The organism is Humibacter sp. RRB41 (genome assembly GCF_022761015.1).
Classification (GTDB): domain Bacteria; phylum Actinomycetota; class Actinomycetes; order Actinomycetales; family Microbacteriaceae; genus Humibacter.
The window spans coordinates 94,785-113,342 of sequence record NZ_JAKWJQ010000002.1; the positions used below are offsets into that span (position 1 = coordinate 94,785).

The 18,558-nt window shown below is 67.0% G+C and carries 16 protein-coding genes; 7 read left to right on the forward strand and 9 right to left on the reverse strand.

Features of this window, described 5'->3' with window-relative positions; genetic code table 11:
- Positions 1-89 precede the first annotated feature (89 nt).
- A complete protein-coding gene (locus MJ603_RS06255) occupies positions 90-1,082 on the forward strand; it encodes a GDP-mannose 4,6-dehydratase (RefSeq protein WP_243063290.1) in 993 nt (330 codons plus the stop codon).
- Between the two features lie 49 nt (positions 1,083-1,131).
- Here the strand turns inward: MJ603_RS06255 and MJ603_RS06260 are convergent, their stop codons facing one another.
- The 3 genes from MJ603_RS06260 to MJ603_RS06270 form a co-directional block, all read right to left on the reverse strand.
- Positions 1,132-3,684 carry an ATP-dependent Clp protease ATP-binding subunit gene (locus MJ603_RS06260; protein ID WP_243062837.1) on the reverse strand — a complete coding sequence of 851 codons (2,553 nt, stop codon included), beginning with the start codon at positions 3,682-3,684 and terminating at the stop codon, positions 1,132-1,134.
- A 155-nt stretch (positions 3,685-3,839) separates the two neighbouring features.
- On the reverse strand, positions 3,840-5,528 hold the full coding sequence (locus tag MJ603_RS06265) for a sodium:proton antiporter (RefSeq protein WP_243062838.1): 1,689 nt from the start codon (positions 5,526-5,528) through the stop codon (positions 3,840-3,842).
- Between the two features lie 80 nt (positions 5,529-5,608).
- Positions 5,609-9,058: an esterase-like activity of phytase family protein gene (locus MJ603_RS06270; protein ID WP_243062839.1), complete on the reverse strand. Its 3,450-nt coding sequence runs from the start codon at positions 9,056-9,058 to the stop codon at positions 5,609-5,611.
- 180 nt (positions 9,059-9,238) lie between these two features.
- On the opposite strand from MJ603_RS06270, the gene MJ603_RS06275 reads away from it, so the two are divergent.
- The 3 genes from MJ603_RS06275 to MJ603_RS06285 all read left to right on the forward strand — a co-directional run bounded on the left by MJ603_RS06275 (position 9,239) and on the right by MJ603_RS06285 (position 10,478).
- Positions 9,239-9,643 carry a hypothetical protein gene (locus tag MJ603_RS06275; RefSeq protein WP_243062840.1) on the forward strand — a complete coding sequence of 135 codons (405 nt, stop codon included), beginning with the start codon at positions 9,239-9,241 and terminating at the stop codon, positions 9,641-9,643.
- 110 nt (positions 9,644-9,753) lie between these two features.
- The gene (locus tag MJ603_RS06280; RefSeq protein WP_243062841.1) at positions 9,754-10,161 is read left to right on the forward strand and encodes a MerR family DNA-binding transcriptional regulator; all 408 of its coding nucleotides are present in this window, start codon (positions 9,754-9,756) and stop codon (positions 10,159-10,161) included.
- Positions 10,158-10,478: a co-chaperone YbbN gene (locus MJ603_RS06285; RefSeq protein WP_243062842.1), complete on the forward strand. Its 321-nt coding sequence runs from the start codon at positions 10,158-10,160 to the stop codon at positions 10,476-10,478. The genes MJ603_RS06280 and MJ603_RS06285 overlap by 4 nt, the downstream gene beginning before the upstream one ends.
- A gap of 25 nt (positions 10,479-10,503) precedes the next feature.
- On the opposite strand, the gene MJ603_RS06290 is transcribed toward MJ603_RS06285, so the two are convergent.
- The 5 genes from MJ603_RS06290 to MJ603_RS06310 form a co-directional block, all read right to left on the reverse strand.
- Positions 10,504-11,610 carry an ABC transporter ATP-binding protein gene (locus MJ603_RS06290; protein ID WP_243062843.1) on the reverse strand — a complete coding sequence of 369 codons (1,107 nt, stop codon included), beginning with the start codon at positions 11,608-11,610 and terminating at the stop codon, positions 10,504-10,506.
- A complete protein-coding gene (locus MJ603_RS06295; RefSeq protein WP_243062844.1) occupies positions 11,607-12,428 on the reverse strand; it encodes an ABC transporter permease in 822 nt (273 codons plus the stop codon). Before MJ603_RS06295 ends, MJ603_RS06290 begins: the two co-directional genes overlap by 4 nt.
- Complete coding sequence (locus MJ603_RS06300; RefSeq protein ID WP_243062845.1) at positions 12,425-13,339, reverse strand: ABC transporter permease subunit; 915 nt, start codon at positions 13,337-13,339, stop codon at positions 12,425-12,427. Before MJ603_RS06300 ends, MJ603_RS06295 begins: the two co-directional genes overlap by 4 nt.
- A 33-nt stretch (positions 13,340-13,372) precedes the next feature.
- Positions 13,373-14,569 carry an ABC transporter substrate-binding protein gene (locus MJ603_RS06305; RefSeq protein WP_243062846.1) on the reverse strand — a complete coding sequence of 399 codons (1,197 nt, stop codon included), beginning with the start codon at positions 14,567-14,569 and terminating at the stop codon, positions 13,373-13,375.
- 68 nt (positions 14,570-14,637) lie between these two features.
- Positions 14,638-15,789, reverse strand: a complete 1,152-nt coding sequence (locus tag MJ603_RS06310) for a TIGR03364 family FAD-dependent oxidoreductase (protein ID WP_243062847.1) — start codon at positions 15,787-15,789, stop codon at positions 14,638-14,640.
- 166 nt (positions 15,790-15,955) lie between these two features.
- Between MJ603_RS06310 and MJ603_RS06315 the strand changes: the two genes are divergently transcribed.
- Genes MJ603_RS06315 through MJ603_RS06325 form a run of 3 tightly spaced genes read left to right on the forward strand, consistent with a single transcriptional unit; the run spans position 15,956 to position 17,877 of the window.
- Complete coding sequence (locus tag MJ603_RS06315) at positions 15,956-16,723, forward strand: GntR family transcriptional regulator (RefSeq protein ID WP_243062848.1); 768 nt, start codon at positions 15,956-15,958, stop codon at positions 16,721-16,723.
- Positions 16,720-17,415 carry a phosphonatase-like hydrolase gene (locus MJ603_RS06320; protein WP_243062849.1) on the forward strand — a complete coding sequence of 232 codons (696 nt, stop codon included), beginning with the start codon at positions 16,720-16,722 and terminating at the stop codon, positions 17,413-17,415. Before MJ603_RS06315 ends, MJ603_RS06320 begins: the two co-directional genes overlap by 4 nt.
- 54 nt (positions 17,416-17,469) lie before the next feature.
- The gene (locus MJ603_RS06325) at positions 17,470-17,877 is read left to right on the forward strand and encodes a VOC family protein (RefSeq protein ID WP_243062850.1); all 408 of its coding nucleotides are present in this window, start codon (positions 17,470-17,472) and stop codon (positions 17,875-17,877) included.
- A gap of 49 nt (positions 17,878-17,926) precedes the next feature.
- Here MJ603_RS06325 and MJ603_RS06330 read toward each other — a convergent pair whose 3' ends face one another.
- Positions 17,927-18,466, reverse strand: a complete 540-nt coding sequence (locus MJ603_RS06330; RefSeq protein WP_243062851.1) for a PaaI family thioesterase — start codon at positions 18,464-18,466, stop codon at positions 17,927-17,929.
- Positions 18,467-18,558 lie beyond the last annotated feature (92 nt).

Sequence of the window (18,558 nt, forward strand, 5' to 3'; positions counted from 1 at the left end):
GCTACGTGTCGTGTCGCCCGAATGAGGGTTTCTCAGCGCGGCGGCTATGTCGTTACCATGTGAGCAACCCCGAGCCATCGAAGGACCTCATGCCACGTGCGCTCATCACCGGGATCACCGGTCAAGACGGTCTCTACCTCTCCGAGTTGCTCCTGGCGAAGGGATACGAGGTCTACGGCCTCATCCGCGGCCAGAACAATCCCAAGCAGGCGGTGGTCGAACGCATCGTCCCCGACGTGCAGCTGATCTCGGGTGATCTCACCGACCTCCCGAGCCTGCAGCGCGCGATGGGCGAGGCGCGGCCCGACGAGGTGTACAACCTCGGGGCGATCTCGTACGTCGCCTACTCCTGGGACAACCCTGCTGTCACGACTCAGGTGACGGGGCAGGGCGTGCTGAACATGCTCGAGGCGACCAGGACCTACGCGGGCGACGACGTGTCATCCGTGCGGTTCTATCAGGCGTCGTCGTCGGAGATGTTCGGCAAGGCGCAGGAGGTTCCGCAGCGCGAGACCACGCTGCTCTGGCCTCGTTCCCCCTACGCCGTCGCCAAGGTGTTCGGCCACTACCTCACGATCAACTATCGCGAGTCGTACGGAATGCACGCGACGTGCGGGATGCTCTTCAACCACGAGTCGCCACGGCGCGGAGCCGAGTTCGTCACACGCAAGGTGTGCATGGCCGCGGCGCGCATCTCGCTCGGACTGCAGGATTCGCTTGGACTGGGCAACCTCGAAGCCAGACGGGACTGGGGATTCGCGGGGGACTACGTGGAGGCCATGTGGCGCATGCTTCAGCAGCCTCAGCCCGACAACTACGTGATCGCCACCGGCGTCACGCACTCCATCCGCGACCTGCTCGACGTCGCCTTCGACGCTGTGGGGATCGAGGACTGGACTCCCTACGTTCGGCACGACGAGAGCCAGATCAGGCCGGCGGAGGTCGACCACCTGATCGGCGACGCGTCCAAGGCCCAGGAGGTCCTGGGCTGGACCCCGACCGTCACGTTCGAGGAACTCGTGCAGATGATGGTCGCAGCCGAACTCGACGAACTCGCCGTCACCCGCTCGCTGGTCGAGTAGCGCGCCCTCCGCTGGTCGACCAGCGGAGGGCGCGGGGGCGCCGACGACGTCAGGCCGCCGCTGGCACCCTCTGGAGCGAGTCGACGAGCAATTCGTCGCCAACGGCATCCACTCGCACCGAGCCTCCGTCGTCGACTGCACCGTTGACCAGCAGGTCGGCGATGCGATCGTCGACCTCGCGCTGGATCAGCCTGCGCAACGGACGGGCGCCGTACTCCGGCTCGTAGCCGTGATCGGCGATCCACTCGATGGCGGCATCCGTCACCGTCAGTGCGATCTCGCGCTGGCTCAGCCGGGCCTCAGTGGCGTGCAGCAGCAGACGAACGATGTCGCGCAGCTGCTCGCGGTCGAGCTTGCGGAACAGCACGATCTCGTCGATGCGGTTCAGGAATTCCGGCCGCATGTTCTCACGCAGCTTGCCCATCACACGGTCGCGCAGCGCCTTCTCGTCGCCGAAGCCGTCGGCTCCTGGCGCGACGAAGCCGAGCGCACCGCTCTTGGAGGCCAGGAACTCCGAACCGATGTTCGACGTCATGATCACCACCGTGTTGCGGAAGTCGATCGTGCGGCCCTGCCCGTCGGTGAGGCGTCCGTCGTCCAGCACCTGCAGCAGCAGGTTGAAGATGTCGGGATGCGCCTTCTCGATCTCGTCGAACAGCAGAACCGAGTAGGGATTGCGCCGCACGCGCTCGGTCAGCTGACCGGCCTCGTCGTAGCCGACGTATCCGGGAGGGGCGCCGATCAGTCGCGCGGCAGTGTGGCGTTCGCCGAACTCGCTCATATCGAACCGGATCATCGAGCGCTCCGAGCCGAACAACGACCCGGCGAGGGCCTTCGCCAGCTCGGTCTTGCCGACGCCGGTCGGGCCGAGGAACAAGAAGCTGCCGACGGGACGGTGCTCGTCGCCCATGCCGGTACGGTTGCGCCGCACGGCCTTCGCCACCGCGGTCACGGCGTCGTCCTGCCCGATCACGCGTTGGTGCAGCTCGCTCTCGAGCTTCGCCAGCCGCGTGCGATCGGCCTCGCCGACACGTGCGACCGGGATACCCGTCGCGCGCGCCACAACGCCGGCGATCTGCGCCTCGTCGACGACAGCACTCTCCTCGTGGGTGGACGCTCCGGCTGCCGATGCCTTGTCCAGCTTGTCCTGCACCTTGGTGATCTCGTCGCGGATGCGCGACGCGTCCTCATAGTGCTCGCCGGAGACCGCGGCGTTCTTCTCCGCCTCGAGGTCCGCCAGCTGCTGCATCAGCGCCGTCGTGTCGACCAGCTTGCCGAGCCGCAGCCGAAGGCGTGCGCCCGCCTGGTCGATCAGGTCGATCGCCTTGTCGGGCAGGAAACGGTCGGAGACGTAACGCGCCGACAGTTCCACAGCAGCGCGCACGGCGTCATCGGTGTAGCTGACGCCGTGGTGCTCCTCGTAGGCGTGACGCAGTCCGGAAAGGATCGCGACCGCGTCCTCGATCGAGGGTTCGGCGACCGTGACGGGCTGGAAGCGACGCTCCAGCGCCGGGTCCTTCTCGATCTGGCGATACTCCTTGAGCGTGGTCGCGCCGACCAGGTGCAGGTCGCCCTTGGCGAGGCGCGGCTTCAAGATGTTTCCGGCATCCATTCCGCCGTCGCCGGCGCCTCCCGCGCCCATCACCGAGTGCACCTCGTCGATGAAGACGATCAGCTCGCCCTTCTTCTGGGCGATCTCGTCCGTCAGCTTGGTGAGGCGCTCCTCGAAGTCTCCGCGATAGCGGGTGCCGGCGAGCATGCCGGGCAGGTCGAGCGAGATCACGCGCTTGTCGCGCAGCTGCTCCGGAACGCCGCCGTCGACGATCGCCTGGGCGAGTCCCTCGACGATGGCCGTCTTGCCGACGCCGGCCTCGCCGACGAGCACCGGGTTGTTCTTCGTGCGCCGCGACAGGATCTCGACGGTCTGCTCGATCTCGTCGACACGTCCGATCACCGGATCGAGTTGTCCGTCGCGAGCCAACTGCGTCAGATCCGTGCCGAAGCGGTCGAGCATGGGGGAGTCGGATGCCGGCTCAGCGGCATCCGGATCGCTCGCCGCCCCTGCGCCAACCGTCGCGGCATCCCGCATGGCGCCTGCGAGCGCCTCGGGCGTCACCCCGGCGGACTGCAGCACCTGGCCGGCGGGGGAGTCCTGCGCGATCACGAGCGCATAGAACAGGTGCTCGGGGTCGATGTACGTCGAGCCGGACGAGCGCGCCACCTGGTACGCGTGGAACAGCGTGCGCTGTGCCGACGGCGTGAGTGCCGGGGCATCCGTCGTCGCCTCGCCGGTCTGGGGGAGTCGCTGCTCGGCGGCGCGCACGATACGCGCTGGGTCGATGCCGATGCGTCGCATGGCCTCGGCGGCGGGGTCCTCGCCTGCCATCACGCGCAGAATGTGCAGCGCGTCGAGTTCGTTGTTGCCGTGCTCGAGCGCGTAGCGGCCGGAGGCCTGCAGCACCTCTTGTGTTCGCTGGCTCAGGAAGCGGCTGATGTCGATGGAGCGCGACGATCGTGCGCGCTCGCCCGCAAGGTAACGCGCGAGGAATTCGTCGAACGAGCTTCCCTCGCCGGCCTCTTCGGGGATGAAGTTCTCAGGCACTGATTCTCCTGTTGTCGGATGCGTGCGCCCCGGAACGGTCCGGAGCATTTACCGTGTTCTCTCGAACTTGAGTCGAGACTTATCAACTTCAACAAACACGGTGGTGACGTATTCCCGCGTCACGCAACCGAACGAAATCGCGTCGGAATGCGCATTCAGGCGCGCGTTCCGCGCATCTCCATCGCGATCTGCGAGGCATCCAGATTGGCGAGCAGGCTCTCGAGCACGTCGGCGTCGAAGATGCCGTTGTCGCGGGCGTCGAGCAGCTCGGCACGTTGTGCCTCGAGCACCGCGAGCCGGTACTTCCGCTGCTCCTGGAAGCTCTCGAGCGTCGGCTCACCATCCGGACGGGATGGTTCGGGGATCGCCTGTGCGCTTTTCCGCATCAGCTCCATGATCTTGGTGCGTTCCGTCTCGCTCTCCTTGTCCAGAGCGTTCTGATCCACCTTCGGTGAGATCATGCGCACCAGGGGGCCGATGGTGCCGCCTTGCACCAGGAGCGAGAAGGCGGCGACCGCGAAGGCGACGAGAACCAGTACCGATCGCTGCGGTGTCTCGGAAGGCAGAGTCTGCACTGCGGCGACGGTGACGGCCCCTCGCATACCGGCCCACACGACGGTCAGGCCCTCCCGCCAGCCGAGTCTTTCGCGGCGGAAGTAGTCGATGTCGGCGAGCATCTTCGTGACCCGTCGGGCGAAACGATCGAGGTCGCGGATCGTGGCCGTGCGCCCTCCGATCGGGGTCGAGCGCCCGCGGGAGTTCATGCTCTCGATGGCCTGCTGCTGACCGACCGGCGTGGTCATCTGCTCCTGCAGATCTTGCAGACGCGGTTTCATCTTGGAGGTACGTCGAATCCGTCGGCTGAGGAGGGCGAGCAGAGGAGCGACGAAAGCGGCTCTGATCACGATCGTCAGCACCAGAGCAACGACGGCGATGATCACCGCCGTGCCGACCCCCGCGTGGTCCTTCTCGACCTGCTCCACGATCGCCTTCAGCTGCAGCCCCATCGTCAGGAACACCGCGCCCTCGAGCACGAGTTCGACCGTGTGCCAGTTCTGCGTGTCCGACAGCCGGTTCTGCGGAGAGAGCATGCGGGGCGCGCGGATGCCGGTGATGATTCCCGCGACCACGGCCGCCACGAGTCCCGATGCTCCGAACAGCTCGGCGGGCACGGCGGCGACGAACGGCACCGTGAACGAGATGACGGTGTTGACGGTCGGATCGGTCACGCGCTTGCGCACCACCAGATTCAGCCATCCGACGAGCCAGCCGATGACGACGGCGACCACGACGGAGTAGGCGAACGACCCGATGGTGCCCCAGAACGAGAACGTCGCGGCAGCCGCGATGATGGCGGTGCGCAGCAGCACCAGAGCCGTTGCGTCGTTCAGCAGACTCTCGCCGTCGAGGATCGCCACGACCCGTTTCGAAGTCGACGTCTTCTTGATGATCGAGGTTGCCACGGCATCCGTCGGGCTGATCACGGCGCCGAGGGCGACGCCCCAGGCGAACCCGAGCCCCGGAATGACGAGCATGAAGAACAGGCCGAGCAGCAGGGCGCTGCCGACGACGAGCACGACGGAGAGGCCGCTGATCGCGCCGAACTCGCGACGGAAGTTCATCGACGGCATCGAAACAGCTGACGAGTAGAGCAGTGGAGGCAGCACGCCCTCGAGAATCCACTCCGGTTCGATCTCGACGGCGGCGAAGACCGGCAGGAAGCTGGCGGCGACGCCGATCACCACGAGCACGAGGGGCACGGCGATCCCGAGGCGAGGGCCGATCATCGTGGCGGCCCCGATGACGAGAAGTCCGACCACGATGATGACGAGCAGTTCAGTCACGGGTCAAGACTGTCAGCACATCCGACGATTTCCGAGGTCATCCGCGGTAGCAGCACACGCGGGCTCGCGCTTTCGGACTGCTATGGCAGCCTCGCGATGAGGTTCAGCACACGCGTGGTCTGCGTTGCGCCGAAGTTGTCGTCGCTGATCAACGCGACAGTCGCAACGTGGCCGCTGCCGAACGAGGTCACCGCCATGCCTTCGAAGTTGTCGAGCAGCGGATTCGCTTGCGTCTCTTTCGCCGCTGCCCCGAGCGTCGGGCACTGAACGAGGTTCGCCACCAGGGTCTTGTTGAGCGCAAGAGATGCTTTGGCACCCGACAGGTTGCCGATCGAGCTCACGTCCGCCGCCTTGGTCAGCCCCTTCACTGCGTACAGCTCGACCGAGTTGCCCACCGTCGTGCTGAATGCCGCCTCCTCGACGAGGAGCGAACCGTTGTCGTATGCGGCGATCTCCGGAATGCGCATGCCAGGCTCCGTGCGGTACTCCACCTGCTTGGCGAGCGTCCATGTCCCGTGCCGGTTCTGGGAGTACACCAGCAGACGGTGCGCTGTCGCGTCGCCGTCGGCGGAGACGTCACCCGAGAGGGCACCCTCCATCGCTGCGACGATCGTCTTGCCGTCGGGGGTGATCGTCAGCCCCTCGAGCGTGGCGTTCGACGTCGCTTCACCTGCCGGCGTCGTGCCGGTCACCGCGAACCTGGCAGGAACATCGAGGGACGCCTTCTGCACGCCGTCGCGCCCGAAGATGCGGATCGACGGCTCGGTTTCACTGCTGACGACGAAGTCGCCGTTCGGCAGCACCGCGAGACCCTCGTTGTCGCTGTCCAGCCCGTCGTACGGTGTGCCGTCCGCACGCTTGAGCACCAGCGGATCATGGGTCACCTTCGGGTTCGTGGGGCTGGAGATGAACCAGATTCGGGCCGGGTCGTCACCGTGGTTGTCGACCGCGGAGACGTAGCCGTGCGATCTCGGGTCTTTCGCGAGCGACGACAGCCCGCCGAGCTCGGTGCCGTTGTAGACCAGCTTGTCGAGGGCATCCGAGTAGCTCAGCGCTGCGGCGTCGGGTGCGCACGACCGCGAAGCGAGGCCGGGCGGGGACCACGGCTTGGCTCCGGCGGTGATCGCGACCTCCTGCGGGTCGTGGTCGCTGACCTGGTTCGCGAACTCGGAGTTGACGTGCACCACCCGGTACGTCGGCTTGCCGACACCCGAGGTGACCAGAATGTGGTCGAGCACCTCGGAGATGCCGTCGTAGTCGTAGGTGTACTGCTGGTTCTTCGGCAGCGTCGTGATCAGGTCGGTCAGAATCGGCTTGCCGGTCGCCGCCCCGGTGAGCGTCTTCAAGGCAGAGCTGAACTGGTAGTCGTTCAGGTCGCCCGCGACGATCACCTTGGCCTTCTTGTCCACCTTCAGCAGCGATGCGACGAAGTCGTGCACCTCTGTCGCCTGCTGGGCTCGCTGCACCGTCGAGGACTGCTCCGGGTACTGATAGCGCCCGTCGGCGTTCTGGTCGCCGAGCTTCGAGTCGAAGTGATTGCCGATCACGAAGACGTCCTGACCGCGGAAGTCGAATTCACCCACCAGCGGCTTGCGGCTGGACTCCCAGGCGTCGCTGGTCGGATCGATGCGGCCGGGGGAGAGGGTGAGCTGCGGCGCACCGTGGGACTTCACGACGGCGGTCGCGGTGGTCGAGCGGTCGACACTCGAGCCGCCCCGGTCGACGAAGGAGACCCGGGTCGGGTCGAACAGGAATGCAACGCGGATGTTGCCGCCCGGCTGCCCGCCGTCGAGGTCGTTCACCGGGTCGATCTGACGCCAGTCGTACACGGGCCCGCCCGCGGCGTGGATCGCCGCAGTGAGCTTCGTGAGCGTCTGGTCGGCAGCGACAGTTCCGGAGTCGGTTGCGCCGTCGTTGTCCTGAACCTCCTCGAGCGCCACGACGTCGGGCGATGCCAGGTTGGTCACCACGCCCTGCGCAAGCCGTGAGTACTTGTCGGCGGAGTCGGTCGGCGCCAGGTTCTCGACATTGTAGGTCGCTACCGAGAGTTGGTCGTCCTTGGCTTTCTTCGCCACGACGGGCGCGAGGCCGCCCGGTTGCACCTGGCCGAGCTTCGTCGCCGCGATCAGGTATCCGCCGTACTGCGAGTAGTCGATCGGCCCGACCGTGGAACCGCTGAACACGTCGCCGACACTCACGCCGGGGTTGGACCCGTCCGCCGGTACGACCTCGAGCCGGCCTGACGGCGTCTGGTTCTCACCGGTCAGCAGGGTTCCGCCTCGATAGCTGACGTTCTGGTTCGGTTTCGTGGTGATGTACTGCTCGCCGTACGCGTCGCTCGGGCCGACGACACGGGCGTCGTCCACCTCGACGAGCATCCCCTCGACCGACTCGTAGTAGTCGAGTGCCGAGCGCTTCGGAGAGATCGGCGTGTTCTCGATGTCGGCGCCGCCGAGGTCGGGTGCATAGGCATCCGGAACCGTGGTCGGCGTGATCACGATCGGCGCGGGAAGCGCGTTGCCGTGGGACACGATGTACACGCTCGGCGAACCGATCTCGGTCACCGAAAGGTTGGAAGTCTGCGAAACGGTGTCGCCGCTGGCCAGCGGGTAGTAGTCCTTCACGCCTCCGCTGACCAGCACGGAGTCGCCCGCCTTCACGGTCGGTGCGCTGGAGGTGTAGACGAAGACGCCCTCGCTCGTCGCCGAGTTCGTGTCGGCGTCGGGATCCTGCATCCAGAACCCGCGGCTGCTGCCCGTCGCCCGAACGCCCGTGACGATTCCGGGAACGTTCGTGACGGTCTGGCCATCGAGGGGCGAGACGAAGCTCGTGCCCTGGATGTCGTGGATGCGCGTGCTGCCGGCGGTCGGCGGAGTCGGGTCTGTTCCGCCGCCCTGGTCGGCGGTCGCAGCACCAGGAGTCGGTGCTGCCGCTGCGAAGTCTTCGGCGTTGTCGTCCGTGTCGGCGGCATCCGTGCGCTGCACCGACTGCGTGTTCGACGCCCCGGTCGCAGGGGATCCCTCGGAGAGCGCAGCCGCTCCGAAGCCGACGAGGTCGACGGATGCGCTCTCGCACGTCGCCGCATCGGTGCAGGTGAGCGCCGATGCAGAGGAGGCCAGTGCAACGGTGCCGTCGGTGGCCGACATCGCGATCGAGCCGGTGGCATCCGACTGCGGCAACGGCGTCGTGCCGCCCGAGCCCTTGGCCTCGGCGACCACGTAGAACCCGCCGGGCGCGATGCTGCCTGCCAGGGGCGTGACCTGCCACGTTCCCGTTGCGGCCTTCGCGTGGTACTGCACCGACCATCCGGTGAGGTCGACGGCCGCTGAGCCCAGGTTGGTGAGCTCGACGAAGTCGTTCGTGTATGTCGATCCCGAGTTGCCGCCGCCTCCGTACACCTCGTTCACCACGATCGAACCCGACGGCGCAGCCTGCGCTGCCGTCGTGACCGCCAATGATCCCGAGATGACTCCGAGCACGGCGACCGCGACCGCGGCACCCCTCGAAACCCGTCTGATCTGTGTGCGCATGCCCGTGTTCCCCTTCGACGCGTGTCACCCAATCAGGTGACAGTGAACCCTGGGTGACGGCTCGGCGAAACCTTTGCGTCGTTGTTCGCTCATTCGCGCACGCGGCGGGGCGCGCGCCTGGTCGGGCGTCACCTCCGTCTGCCGATACTGTGGGCGGAACGTCGCCGACGAGGAGGACAGATGAGTTCAACAGCCCGCCGCCCTGCCGGTGTGACCCTGATCGCCGTGCTCGCCTGGATTCAGGGCGCACTCGACATCGTCGCCGGCGTGGTGCTGCTCGTGCTTCAGAACGACCCCGCGGTCCTGGATGCCTGGTACGGCCGCACAGCGCTCCTCACCTCCGCCATCCTGTCGATCCTGTTCGGCGTGATCGTGGTGCTGATCGCCGGCGGCCTGCTCCGTGGCTCACGCGGCGCCCGTATCGTCGTCACGATCGTTCAGTTGCTCGGCATCGTGGGCGACGCGTTCGCGGCGTTCGCCTCGCCGAGCGAGTTCGCCTGGGCCGCGATCGCCGCGCTGCTCTCGCTGATCATCATCATCCTGCTGTGGACGGGCCGCGCGAACGACTTCTTCCACTCCCGCTGACCCTCGCTCCCTCGCTCAGGAGCCGTCGAACGGCTCTGCTTGACCTTGACCCACGGGTCAACGTTTACCGTGGTGATCGGCGGCGATGATCCGCCAGAGGGAGGTTGGTCATGAGGATCGGCGAGGTGGCAGAGCGCGCGGGAGTCACGGTCAAGACCGTGCGCCACTATGAATCCCTTGGCTTGATCGAGTCGTCGAGGCTGAACAACGGATACCGCGACTACGACGACGAATCTCCTCGGCTGGTGGCTGAGGCGCACGCGCTCGGCCGCGCCGGGATCCCGCTGGAGCGCACCCGGCCGTTCCTCGACTGCCTGACGTCGGGGAGCGAGCATGCCGACGACTGTCCTGCGACCAGACCCGCGTACCGTGCGGCGATCGAGGATCTCAGCTCGCGCATCGACGAGTTGGAGCGCCGCCGAGCCGCCCTCGAGCAACTGCTGGAGTCGGCGGAGGCCCGCGGAGATGCCTGTTGCGAATTCGCCGGAGCGGTGGCCATGGCGGGAGGCGCACGATGATCGTCGCCGACGATGAGAACTTCGAGGCGATTCTCGATGCCGCGGATTCCCCGGTGCTGGTCTACTTCTGGGCGACCTGGTGCGGTCCGTGCCGGGTACTCGGTCCGACGTTGGAACAGCTCGAAGGCGACGTGGCCGGCGCTTTCACCGTGGTCAAGGTCAATGCCGACGACAGCCCGCGCATCGCGGCCGCCTTCACGGTGATGGCGGTTCCCACCATGAAGCTGGTCGTCGACGGCCACACGGTGCGCACCATCGTTGGCTCCAAGCCGCGAGCGGCCCTGGAGACGGAGCTCGCGTCGGTGCTCGTCGCCTGAATGGCCGACTCCTTCGCACGATTCGTCACCGCGGGCGCACCGCGACCGGGCGGCCCTTGAAGCGCACGCGCACCGTGTCATCAGGAACAGGCCGCTCCTGCACGTCGTGCTGCACGGCCAGGACAGTGCCGTCCTTCAAGCGAACCGTCGTGCGGCGTAGCGAGCCGAGGAAGCTCGAGGCGACGATCACGGCATCCATGCCGTCGCCCGAGTCCGTGAAGGCCAGATCCTCGGGTCGCACATAGGCCGTCACCTCGCCGGACATCGCGTCGCCGAGCACCGGGATGCTGCTGCCCTGCACGATCACCTCGCCGCCGCCGGCAACACCGTCGAGCCGGTTGCTCAGCCCCACGAAGTCGGCGACGAACGGGCTTGCCGGCTGCAGATAGAGCTGCTCCGGCGTTCCGATCTGCTCGATCACGCCGGCGTTCATCACGGCGACCCGGTCGGCGACCGCGAGCGCCTCCTCCTGGTCGTGGGTGACGAACACCGTCGTGATGCCGAGGTCGCGCTGGATTCGCCCGATCTGCTCGCGCAGCTGCACGCGCACCTTCGCGTCGAGCGCGGACAGCGGCTCGTCCAAAAGCAGCACGCGCGGCCGGGTCACCAGTGCGCGGGCGAGCGCGACGCGCTGCTGCTGACCGCCGGAGAGCTCGTGAGCGTAGCGCTCGCCGTAGCCGTCGAGGCCGACCAGCTCGAGAGCCTCCGTCGCGCGTGCGACGCGCTTGCGGGCATCCACCTTGCGCATGCGCAGCCCGAATTCGACGTTCTGCGTCGCCGTCAGGTGTGGGAACAGTGAGTACGACTGGAACACCATGCCGATGTCCCGCCGGTTCGCCGGTACCCTCGCGACGTCGTTGCCGTCGATCAGGATGCTTCCGGCGTCGATGCCGTCGAGCCCCGACAGCGCGCGCAGCATGGTCGTCTTGCCGCAGCCGGACGGACCGAGCAGGGCGACGAACTCGCCGGGGTGGATGTCGAGGCTCACGCCCTGCAGTGCGCGGTGCGCCCCGTAGTTCTTCACGAGCCCGATCAGCTCGACGGCGGTGCCCTTGATGGTGAGCGGGCCGGTCACGTCGGAGGAACCGGCGGATGCTGTCGCTTCGGATGCGGTGTGTGTGACGACGGTCATCGTGCTGTCCTCTTCGTACGGGTGAAGGAGCCGACCCTTCCGATCACGAGCAGCAGCACGAACGCGAACACCAGGGCGAACACGGCGAAGATCGCCGCGACGTAGGGGTCGGTCTGCTGCAACAGGAACAGGGCGGTTTGGAAAGTGGTCTGATTCAGGAACGACGCGATCGTGAACTCGCCGAGCACGACAGCGATGGTGAGAAAGCAGGCGGAGAGGATGCCTCGCCGCAGGCCAGGCAGGATCACCCGGCCGAGAACGGAGAACCATCCCGCGCCGAGCGACCTTGCGGCCTCGCTCAGCACGACGAGATCGAAGGCGGCGATGTTCGCCTGGATCGGCCGGTACGCATAGGGCAGAACGATGATGCCGATCGCGAAGGCGAGCGTCCAGGCGACGCTGCCGAACAGGCCGGCGACCACCTGATACACCGGCACGAAACCGACGACCAGCACGACTGTCGGCACGGTGATCGGCAGCAGGCAGACGAACTCGATCATCCTGCGCACCCGCGGGTAGCGCAGCTCGACGAGCACCATCGTCGGCAGCAGGATCAGCAGGACGATCGCGACGGTGATCGCGCAGAGCACGAGCGAGTTGCCGATCCCCTGAAAGAGCTGGTCGTACGTCAACTCCTGATTCGGGTCGAAGATCGCCGCATAGTGGGCGAACGTGAACTCACCGGGGCTCCCCGAGACGCGGAACGTGAAGAGCAGCATCGCCCCGACGGGCAGGATGAACAGCACGGCGGCGATCGCCAGGATGATCCTGCTGGTCGCCTTGCCCGGAACGGCGCCCACGCGGCCTACCGCGCTCATCGCTGCCACCTCCTGGCACGACGCTGCAGTGCAGAGTACGCGGTCATCACGATGACCATCACGACGATCATGCCGAGTGCCAGCACGCCGGCGGTGTTCGAGACCCCCACGATCGTCTCGCTGGTCAGCTGCTGCTTGATCGCCAGCGGAACGATGCCGCCCTGGTCGATCAGCGCCGCCGCCGTCGCGAACGACGAGAACGCGTTCGCGAACAACAGGATCGTCGACCCCCAGAACGCCGGGGAGAGGATCGGAAACGCCACCCGCCACCAGTATGTCATGCGTGACGCACCGAGCGTGGCTGCGGCTTCACCCCATTGTTGCTTCAGACCCTCCAGTGCCGGCATGAACGTGATCACCATGAGCGGGATCGAGAAGTACAGGTACGGGAACACCAGGCCGCTGACCTGATACAGCAGCGGCCCGTTCGATGCGTTCAGGTCGAACCCCAGCGTCTGCTTGAGAAAGACGGTGACGACGCCCTGGATGCCGATGAGCGCAATGAACGCGAACGCCAGCATGATGCCGCCGAACTGGGCGAGCACGCTGGATGCCGAGTCCACGACGGTGCGCAGCGCGCCGGCCGGATTGGCGGCGAGCAGTGCGAAACAGATCACAGCGCCGATGACGGCGCCCAGGACGGCGACGACGGCCGAGACCCAGAACGAGCTCACGAAGTCGCCGACAATGGTCGGGTTCGCAAACGCGGCGAGATTCGCGATCGTGAAGGTTCCGGCATCCGTGAAGAATCCGCTCGCCACGGCGTAGACCGTGGGAATGGCCAGGAACAGCAAGACGTAGAGCGCGAACGGCGTGAAGCCCAGCCAGCCGGCCCACCGGCGTCGGAACCTGGTGGTCCCGACGCCGGCGGCGGCAGCCGCCGTCGCGATTTCAGACGATGCGGCAGTCATCCGATTCTTTTCTGTCGTGATCTCTGACGAAGGTCAGCCGACCGTGGACGCCCACTTGGACGCCAGCACGGAGCCGGCCGCTGTCGCCTGGTCGGCCGTGAGCTGCACGAAGGTCTTCGGCGGCTCACCGACGCTCTTCAGCACGCTCTCGTCGACGGTCTTGTTCGTGATCATCGTCTGGAGCGTGGCAGGGTAGGCGCCCGATGCCAGGTAGAGGTTCTGCACCTCGGGGCTGTAGATGTACTCCTCCCAGAGTCGCGCGGCCGCCGGGTTCGGGGCGTCCTTGTTGATCGCCTGGTTGTAGTAGCTGCCGAGCGCGGTGCCCGGCAGGACGACCGTCTTCCAGTTCGGGTTGCCGGCCGAACCGCCCGCTGCGCCCCATGCGAGGTTGTTGTAGCTCCACTGGATGACCACCGGGGTCTCGCCGGAGTTCACCGTGGCCTGCGTCGGAAGCACCGAGAGGAAGTTGCCCGCCTTTTTCAGCTTGCCGAAGAAGTCGACGCCCGGCGTGATGTCGTCGGCCTTGCCGCCGGACTGCAGATCGGCCCAGTAGACGGCGCTCGCCGCCTCGTTGGCCTGAGTCGGGTCGCCCTTGATCGCGACCTTGCCCTTATACGCCGAGCCGAGCAGATCGGAGATCTTCTTCGGCGCCGTCGTAATGGACTTCGAGTCGTAGCCGATCGACATCAGGCCGGTGTAGTCGTAGTACCACCTGCCGTCGGAGTCCTTGTAGTCGGCCGGAAGGTCTGACCAGTTCTTCACCTTGTAGTCGGCGAGCAGGTCGAGGTTCTGGTCGAGAACCGCCGTGCCGAGGTCGAAGACGTCAGGGGCGGTGCTCTGCCCCTTCTGCGACTTGGCCGCCGCCACCTCGTCCGCGCTCGACCCGTTCGGGTTCTCCGAGTTGATCTTGATCTTCGGGTACTTCTTCTCGAAGCCGGCGATGATCTTTCCGTAGTTCGCCCAGGACGGCGGCAGGGTGATCACGTTCAGGTGGCCTTCGGCGTTCGCGGCGGCCACGAGGCCGTCCAGGCCGCCGAAGTCCGACGCAGCTGTCGCCTTCTGGGCCGCACTCTTGCTCAGCGTCTTGGCGTTCGCGGCATCGGCCGACGATGCTCCGCCAGAGGCGCAGGCGGTGAGAGAGACGGCGACGATCGTCGCCATCGCCGCCGTCAGTGCGAGACGCCGGGTGCGTCGCGAGCCCGTCTTACGGGCTGTCACGCGTTCATGCATGGCATGTCCTTCCAGGATTCTTTTCGGGTGATCTCTTGGTGGTCGGTGAAGTCTTCTTCGGTGATCGCTCAGCCGGCGTGGCGAGCCGGCACGAGCTCGTCGAGCACGGCGCGAGCGAGCCCGAATGCCGTGGTCATGCCGACGCCGCTGGTGACGGATGCCACGGCCACGCCCTGCTCGGGGCTCGCCATCAGAAACGGTCCGGTCGGTGCCGACGCGTAGACGCCGCGCCAGCGACGGCGCACCCGCAACTCGCCGACGCCGAACAGACGCCGGAAGTGCGCGAGCAACAGTTCGTCGAGGTCTTCCTCCTCGAACGGAGTGAGGGTCGTGGCGTAGTGATGCGTGTCCCCGATCACGAGCCGGCCGTCCGGGCGCTGGGTGAACATCAGGTTCACGGTGTTCTCCACCAGTTCGGGTGCAGCCTGCATGAGTTCGGCCCGCAGCCGTGCAGCCGCCGCCGTCGACGAGAAGGCCTCGTAACGCAGCAACGACGTGCCGGTGAAGACTCCGGGTGCGGTGCTGAATCCGCCGGGGGCATCGATCTCGAGCATGCGCAACCGGCAGCGCTGCACGCCCGCCTGCTCGGCGAGCTCCGGGTAATGCCTGTCGACATCGTGTCCGACGGCCAGCACGACGGAATCCGCTGTGTACTCTCCGCGGCTGGTGCGCACGAAACCGGCGGTCAGCTCCAGCAGGTTCTCCCCGAAACGGAAGTCCACGCCGAGTTCCAGCAGCCTGCGCACCAGGGCGGGGATCGCGCTCGGCGAGTCGACCCGCAGGTCCATCGGCAGGTGGGCCCCGGCGACGAGGCCGGGCGCCTCGAAACCGGCCAGCCGGGCTGCTTCGGCGGCGTCGAGCATCCGTACCGTGTCGCCGCGCTCCGCCGCGAACTCCTCGAGCACCTCGACCTCTGCCGCCGTGCGAGCGAGAACAACAGTGCCATCGGTGCGCACCGGGATGCCCGCCTCGGCTCCTGCCTGCAGCCACACCTCGCGAGCGGTCAGCGCGTAGTCCAGAATGATGCCCGCTTGCGCGGTCGTGCAGATGTGCCCGAAGTTGCGGATGCTCGCACCCACCGGCCGCTCGTCCCGCTCGATCACCCGCACGGACATGCCGCGGTGCACGGCATGCCAGGCGTGAGCGAGCCCGACGATGCCTGCACCGATGACGACGAGATCGGCATGCGGGGGAGCCACGGTGGAGTCGGGATGGGTCACGGCACAACTCTGCAGGCGTCGAAGGCCCCGCTCTGCCGATTCCACTCACTTGTCATGAGATGTTCACCTCGTCCGTCGAGCCCACTCGGACGGGGCCAACGCGGAGTGAACAGCGGGTGGACGGACGGTGTGATGAGCCATTCGCGCCGACCTCTATAGTCAAGCTATGAGGGTGCCTCTCCACGAACTCGTTCGCACGTCGATCCGCGAACGGATCCTCAGCGGTGAACTCGCCGCAGGGGCAGCCCTCCCGAGCGAGGCGGAACTCTGCGCGCAGTTCGGAGCCTCCCGCGGCCCGGTCAGGCAGGCGATCTCGGCGCTGAACGCCGAGGGCCTCATCGAGACCAGCCAGGGCAAGGTGCCGACCGTCAGCCGGGCGCCGCTCGCGCAGTCGATCGACGATTTCTTCTCGTTCTCGTCATGGGTGCGCACGATCGGCCGCGAGCCGGGCCAGCGCACGATCGAGATCGCGCTTCGGCGGCCCGAAAAGCTCGTCGCGGCGCGCCTCGGCATCGCGGCAGCCGAGAACGCGGTGGAGCTGCTCAGGGTGCGTTTCATCGACGGGCAGGCGGCGATGCTCGAGCGCACGGCCTTCGTCGCCTCGGTCGGACGGTTCCTGTTCGACTTCGACACCGACTCGGGCTCGCTCTTCGAGTACCTGATCGGGCGGGGCGTTCCGCTGGATCGCGGCGAGCACGTGATCGATGCGGTCGCCGCCGACGAGACGGATGCCGACTTGCTCGCCGTCGGGGTCGGCACCCCGCTGCTGCGGGTGCGGCGCCTCACCTCGTCGAACGACGGCGAGGTGCTCGAATACTCCGACGATCGCTACCGTCCCGATCGCGCCGAACTGATCGTTCACAACACGCGCTCCCACGCGACGCAGCGACCGTTCGTCGCCCGCCAGATCAGCCAACCAGGAGGAACCAGGTGACCATCCGACTCGTCTCGCTCGACATGGCGGGAACCACGATCGACGAAGGCGGAGCGGTCTACGACGTGCTCGAACGGTCTGTCGCCGAAGCGATCGGGAGCGCGGTGCCCGCCGACGTACTTGCACGCTGGATCGGCACAGGCAAGCGCGAGGCGATCCATGGCCTGCTGACCGAGCTCGGTGACGACCCGGCGAAGACCGACGACGTCTTCGCGCTGTTCTCGGCGAGGCTGAACGATGTCTACGCGGCAACGCCGGCCACACTGTTCTCCGGGGTGCGTGAGGCTGTCTCCGACCTCCGCGCGAGAGGGGTGAAGGTGGCGCTGCAGACCGGCTACACCCTCGATGTGGCGCGGTCACTGCTGGATGCCGTCGGCTGGGCCGTCGGCGACGACCTCGACGCGCTCGTCACGGCCGATGATGTCACGGCCTCGCGGCCGGCGCCGTACCTGGTGTTCCGCACCATGGAGACGACGGGCGTACGCAGCGTCGCAGACGTGCTGGTCGCGGGGGACACCCCGAACGACCTCCGTGCAGGGGTAAACGCGGGCGCGCGGTACGTCGTGGGAGTGCTCACAGGGGCGGGCGATGTGCTGGGGCTGGGCGGGCATCCGCACACGCATCTGCTGCCAAGTGTTGCCGCCCTGCCGACACTGCTGGCGGAAGCAGCGGAGTATCCCTCCGGGGGCTGACGGCCGACGTGGCGCGGGGTTACCGTTGTCGGCATCGGCGCAAAGGAGACCGTCATGTCCGTCATACTCAATCCCTACCTGAGCTTTCGCGACAACGCCCGCGAGGCCATGGAGTTCTATCAGACCGTCTTCAGCGGTGATCTCACTGTCAGCACGTTCCGCGACTTCCACATGAGCGAAGACGAGAGCGAGCTCGACAAGGTGATGCACTCGCAACTGGACGCGCCGAACGGCCTCGTGCTGATGGCGTCCGACACCCCGAATCGCATGGAGTACACACCGGGCGGTTCGATCACCGTCTCGTTGAGCGGCGACGATGAGCCGTCGCTTCGCGGCTACTGGGACGGCCTGGCGGCGGGTGCCAGCATCACGCAGCCGCTCGAGAAGGCGATATGGGGCGGCTCGTTCGGCATGCTCATCGATCGTTTCGGCGTCAGCTGGATGGTCAACATCAACGGGTAGCCGCGTGCGGCCGAGTCCGGCCGATGCCACTGGCTCAGACGAGGCCGGCTCAGACGAGGCGGGTCAACGGCATCACGAGAAGGCTGGAGCGCGCCGTCGCGACGAGCGCCCCTGAGGCATCCGTCACCTCGCCCGTCGCGAAGATGACGCGTCGACCGGGTTTCGTCACGGTACCGACGGCGCGCAGCGGTCCGGAGGCCGCCGTGATCGGGCGCAGGTAATCGACGGAGATGTCGATCGAGGTGTAGCCGAAGCCGGCATCCAGCGTGGAGTGCCCTGCGCAGCCGAGCACCGTGTCGAGCAGCGTGCAGACCAGGCCGCCGTGCACGACGCCGATCGGGTTGTAGTGCGACTCGTCGGGCTCGCATTCGAACTCGACCCTGCCGTCGCCCACCTCGAGAAGTGTCATGTTCATCGTCGCGCAGATCGGCGGCGCGGGGAGGTCACCCGTGGCCATCGCGCGGAGAAAATCGGACCCCGCCAGCTCGCGACCGGCCGCGGCGAGCGCGCGCGGGTCTTCCCACTGGATGGTGCGGGTCCGGGTGCCGGATGCCATGGCGAGCCTCTCTCCGTGCGCCGCGGCGCGCACCGTACGAGGCTACCGACCTCGCCCGGCGAGCTGGTCGTCGGTAGTCTTGCCGCGGGACAGGCGGAGCCGCTGGCGCTCCGCACGCCACATTC

Coding starts and splice junctions, on each gene's coding strand:
- MJ603_RS06255 (WP_243063290.1), top strand. CDS start 90: ATGCCACGTGCGCTCATCACCGGGATCACCGGTCAAGACGGTCTCTAC.
- MJ603_RS06270 (WP_243062839.1), bottom strand. CDS start 9,058: ATGCGCACACAGATCAGACGGGTTTCGAGGGGTGCCGCGGTCGCGGTC.
- MJ603_RS06275 (WP_243062840.1), top strand. CDS start 9,239: ATGAGTTCAACAGCCCGCCGCCCTGCCGGTGTGACCCTGATCGCCGTG.
- MJ603_RS06280 (WP_243062841.1), top strand. CDS start 9,754: ATGAGGATCGGCGAGGTGGCAGAGCGCGCGGGAGTCACGGTCAAGACC.
- MJ603_RS06285 (WP_243062842.1), top strand. CDS start 10,158: ATGATCGTCGCCGACGATGAGAACTTCGAGGCGATTCTCGATGCCGCG.
- MJ603_RS06290 (WP_243062843.1), bottom strand. CDS start 11,610: ATGACCGTCGTCACACACACCGCATCCGAAGCGACAGCATCCGCCGGT.
- MJ603_RS06295 (WP_243062844.1), bottom strand. CDS start 12,428: ATGAGCGCGGTAGGCCGCGTGGGCGCCGTTCCGGGCAAGGCGACCAGC.
- MJ603_RS06300 (WP_243062845.1), bottom strand. CDS start 13,339: ATGACTGCCGCATCGTCTGAAATCGCGACGGCGGCTGCCGCCGCCGGC.
- MJ603_RS06305 (WP_243062846.1), bottom strand. CDS start 14,569: ATGCATGAACGCGTGACAGCCCGTAAGACGGGCTCGCGACGCACCCGG.
- MJ603_RS06315 (WP_243062848.1), top strand. CDS start 15,956: ATGAGGGTGCCTCTCCACGAACTCGTTCGCACGTCGATCCGCGAACGG.
- MJ603_RS06325 (WP_243062850.1), top strand. CDS start 17,470: ATGTCCGTCATACTCAATCCCTACCTGAGCTTTCGCGACAACGCCCGC.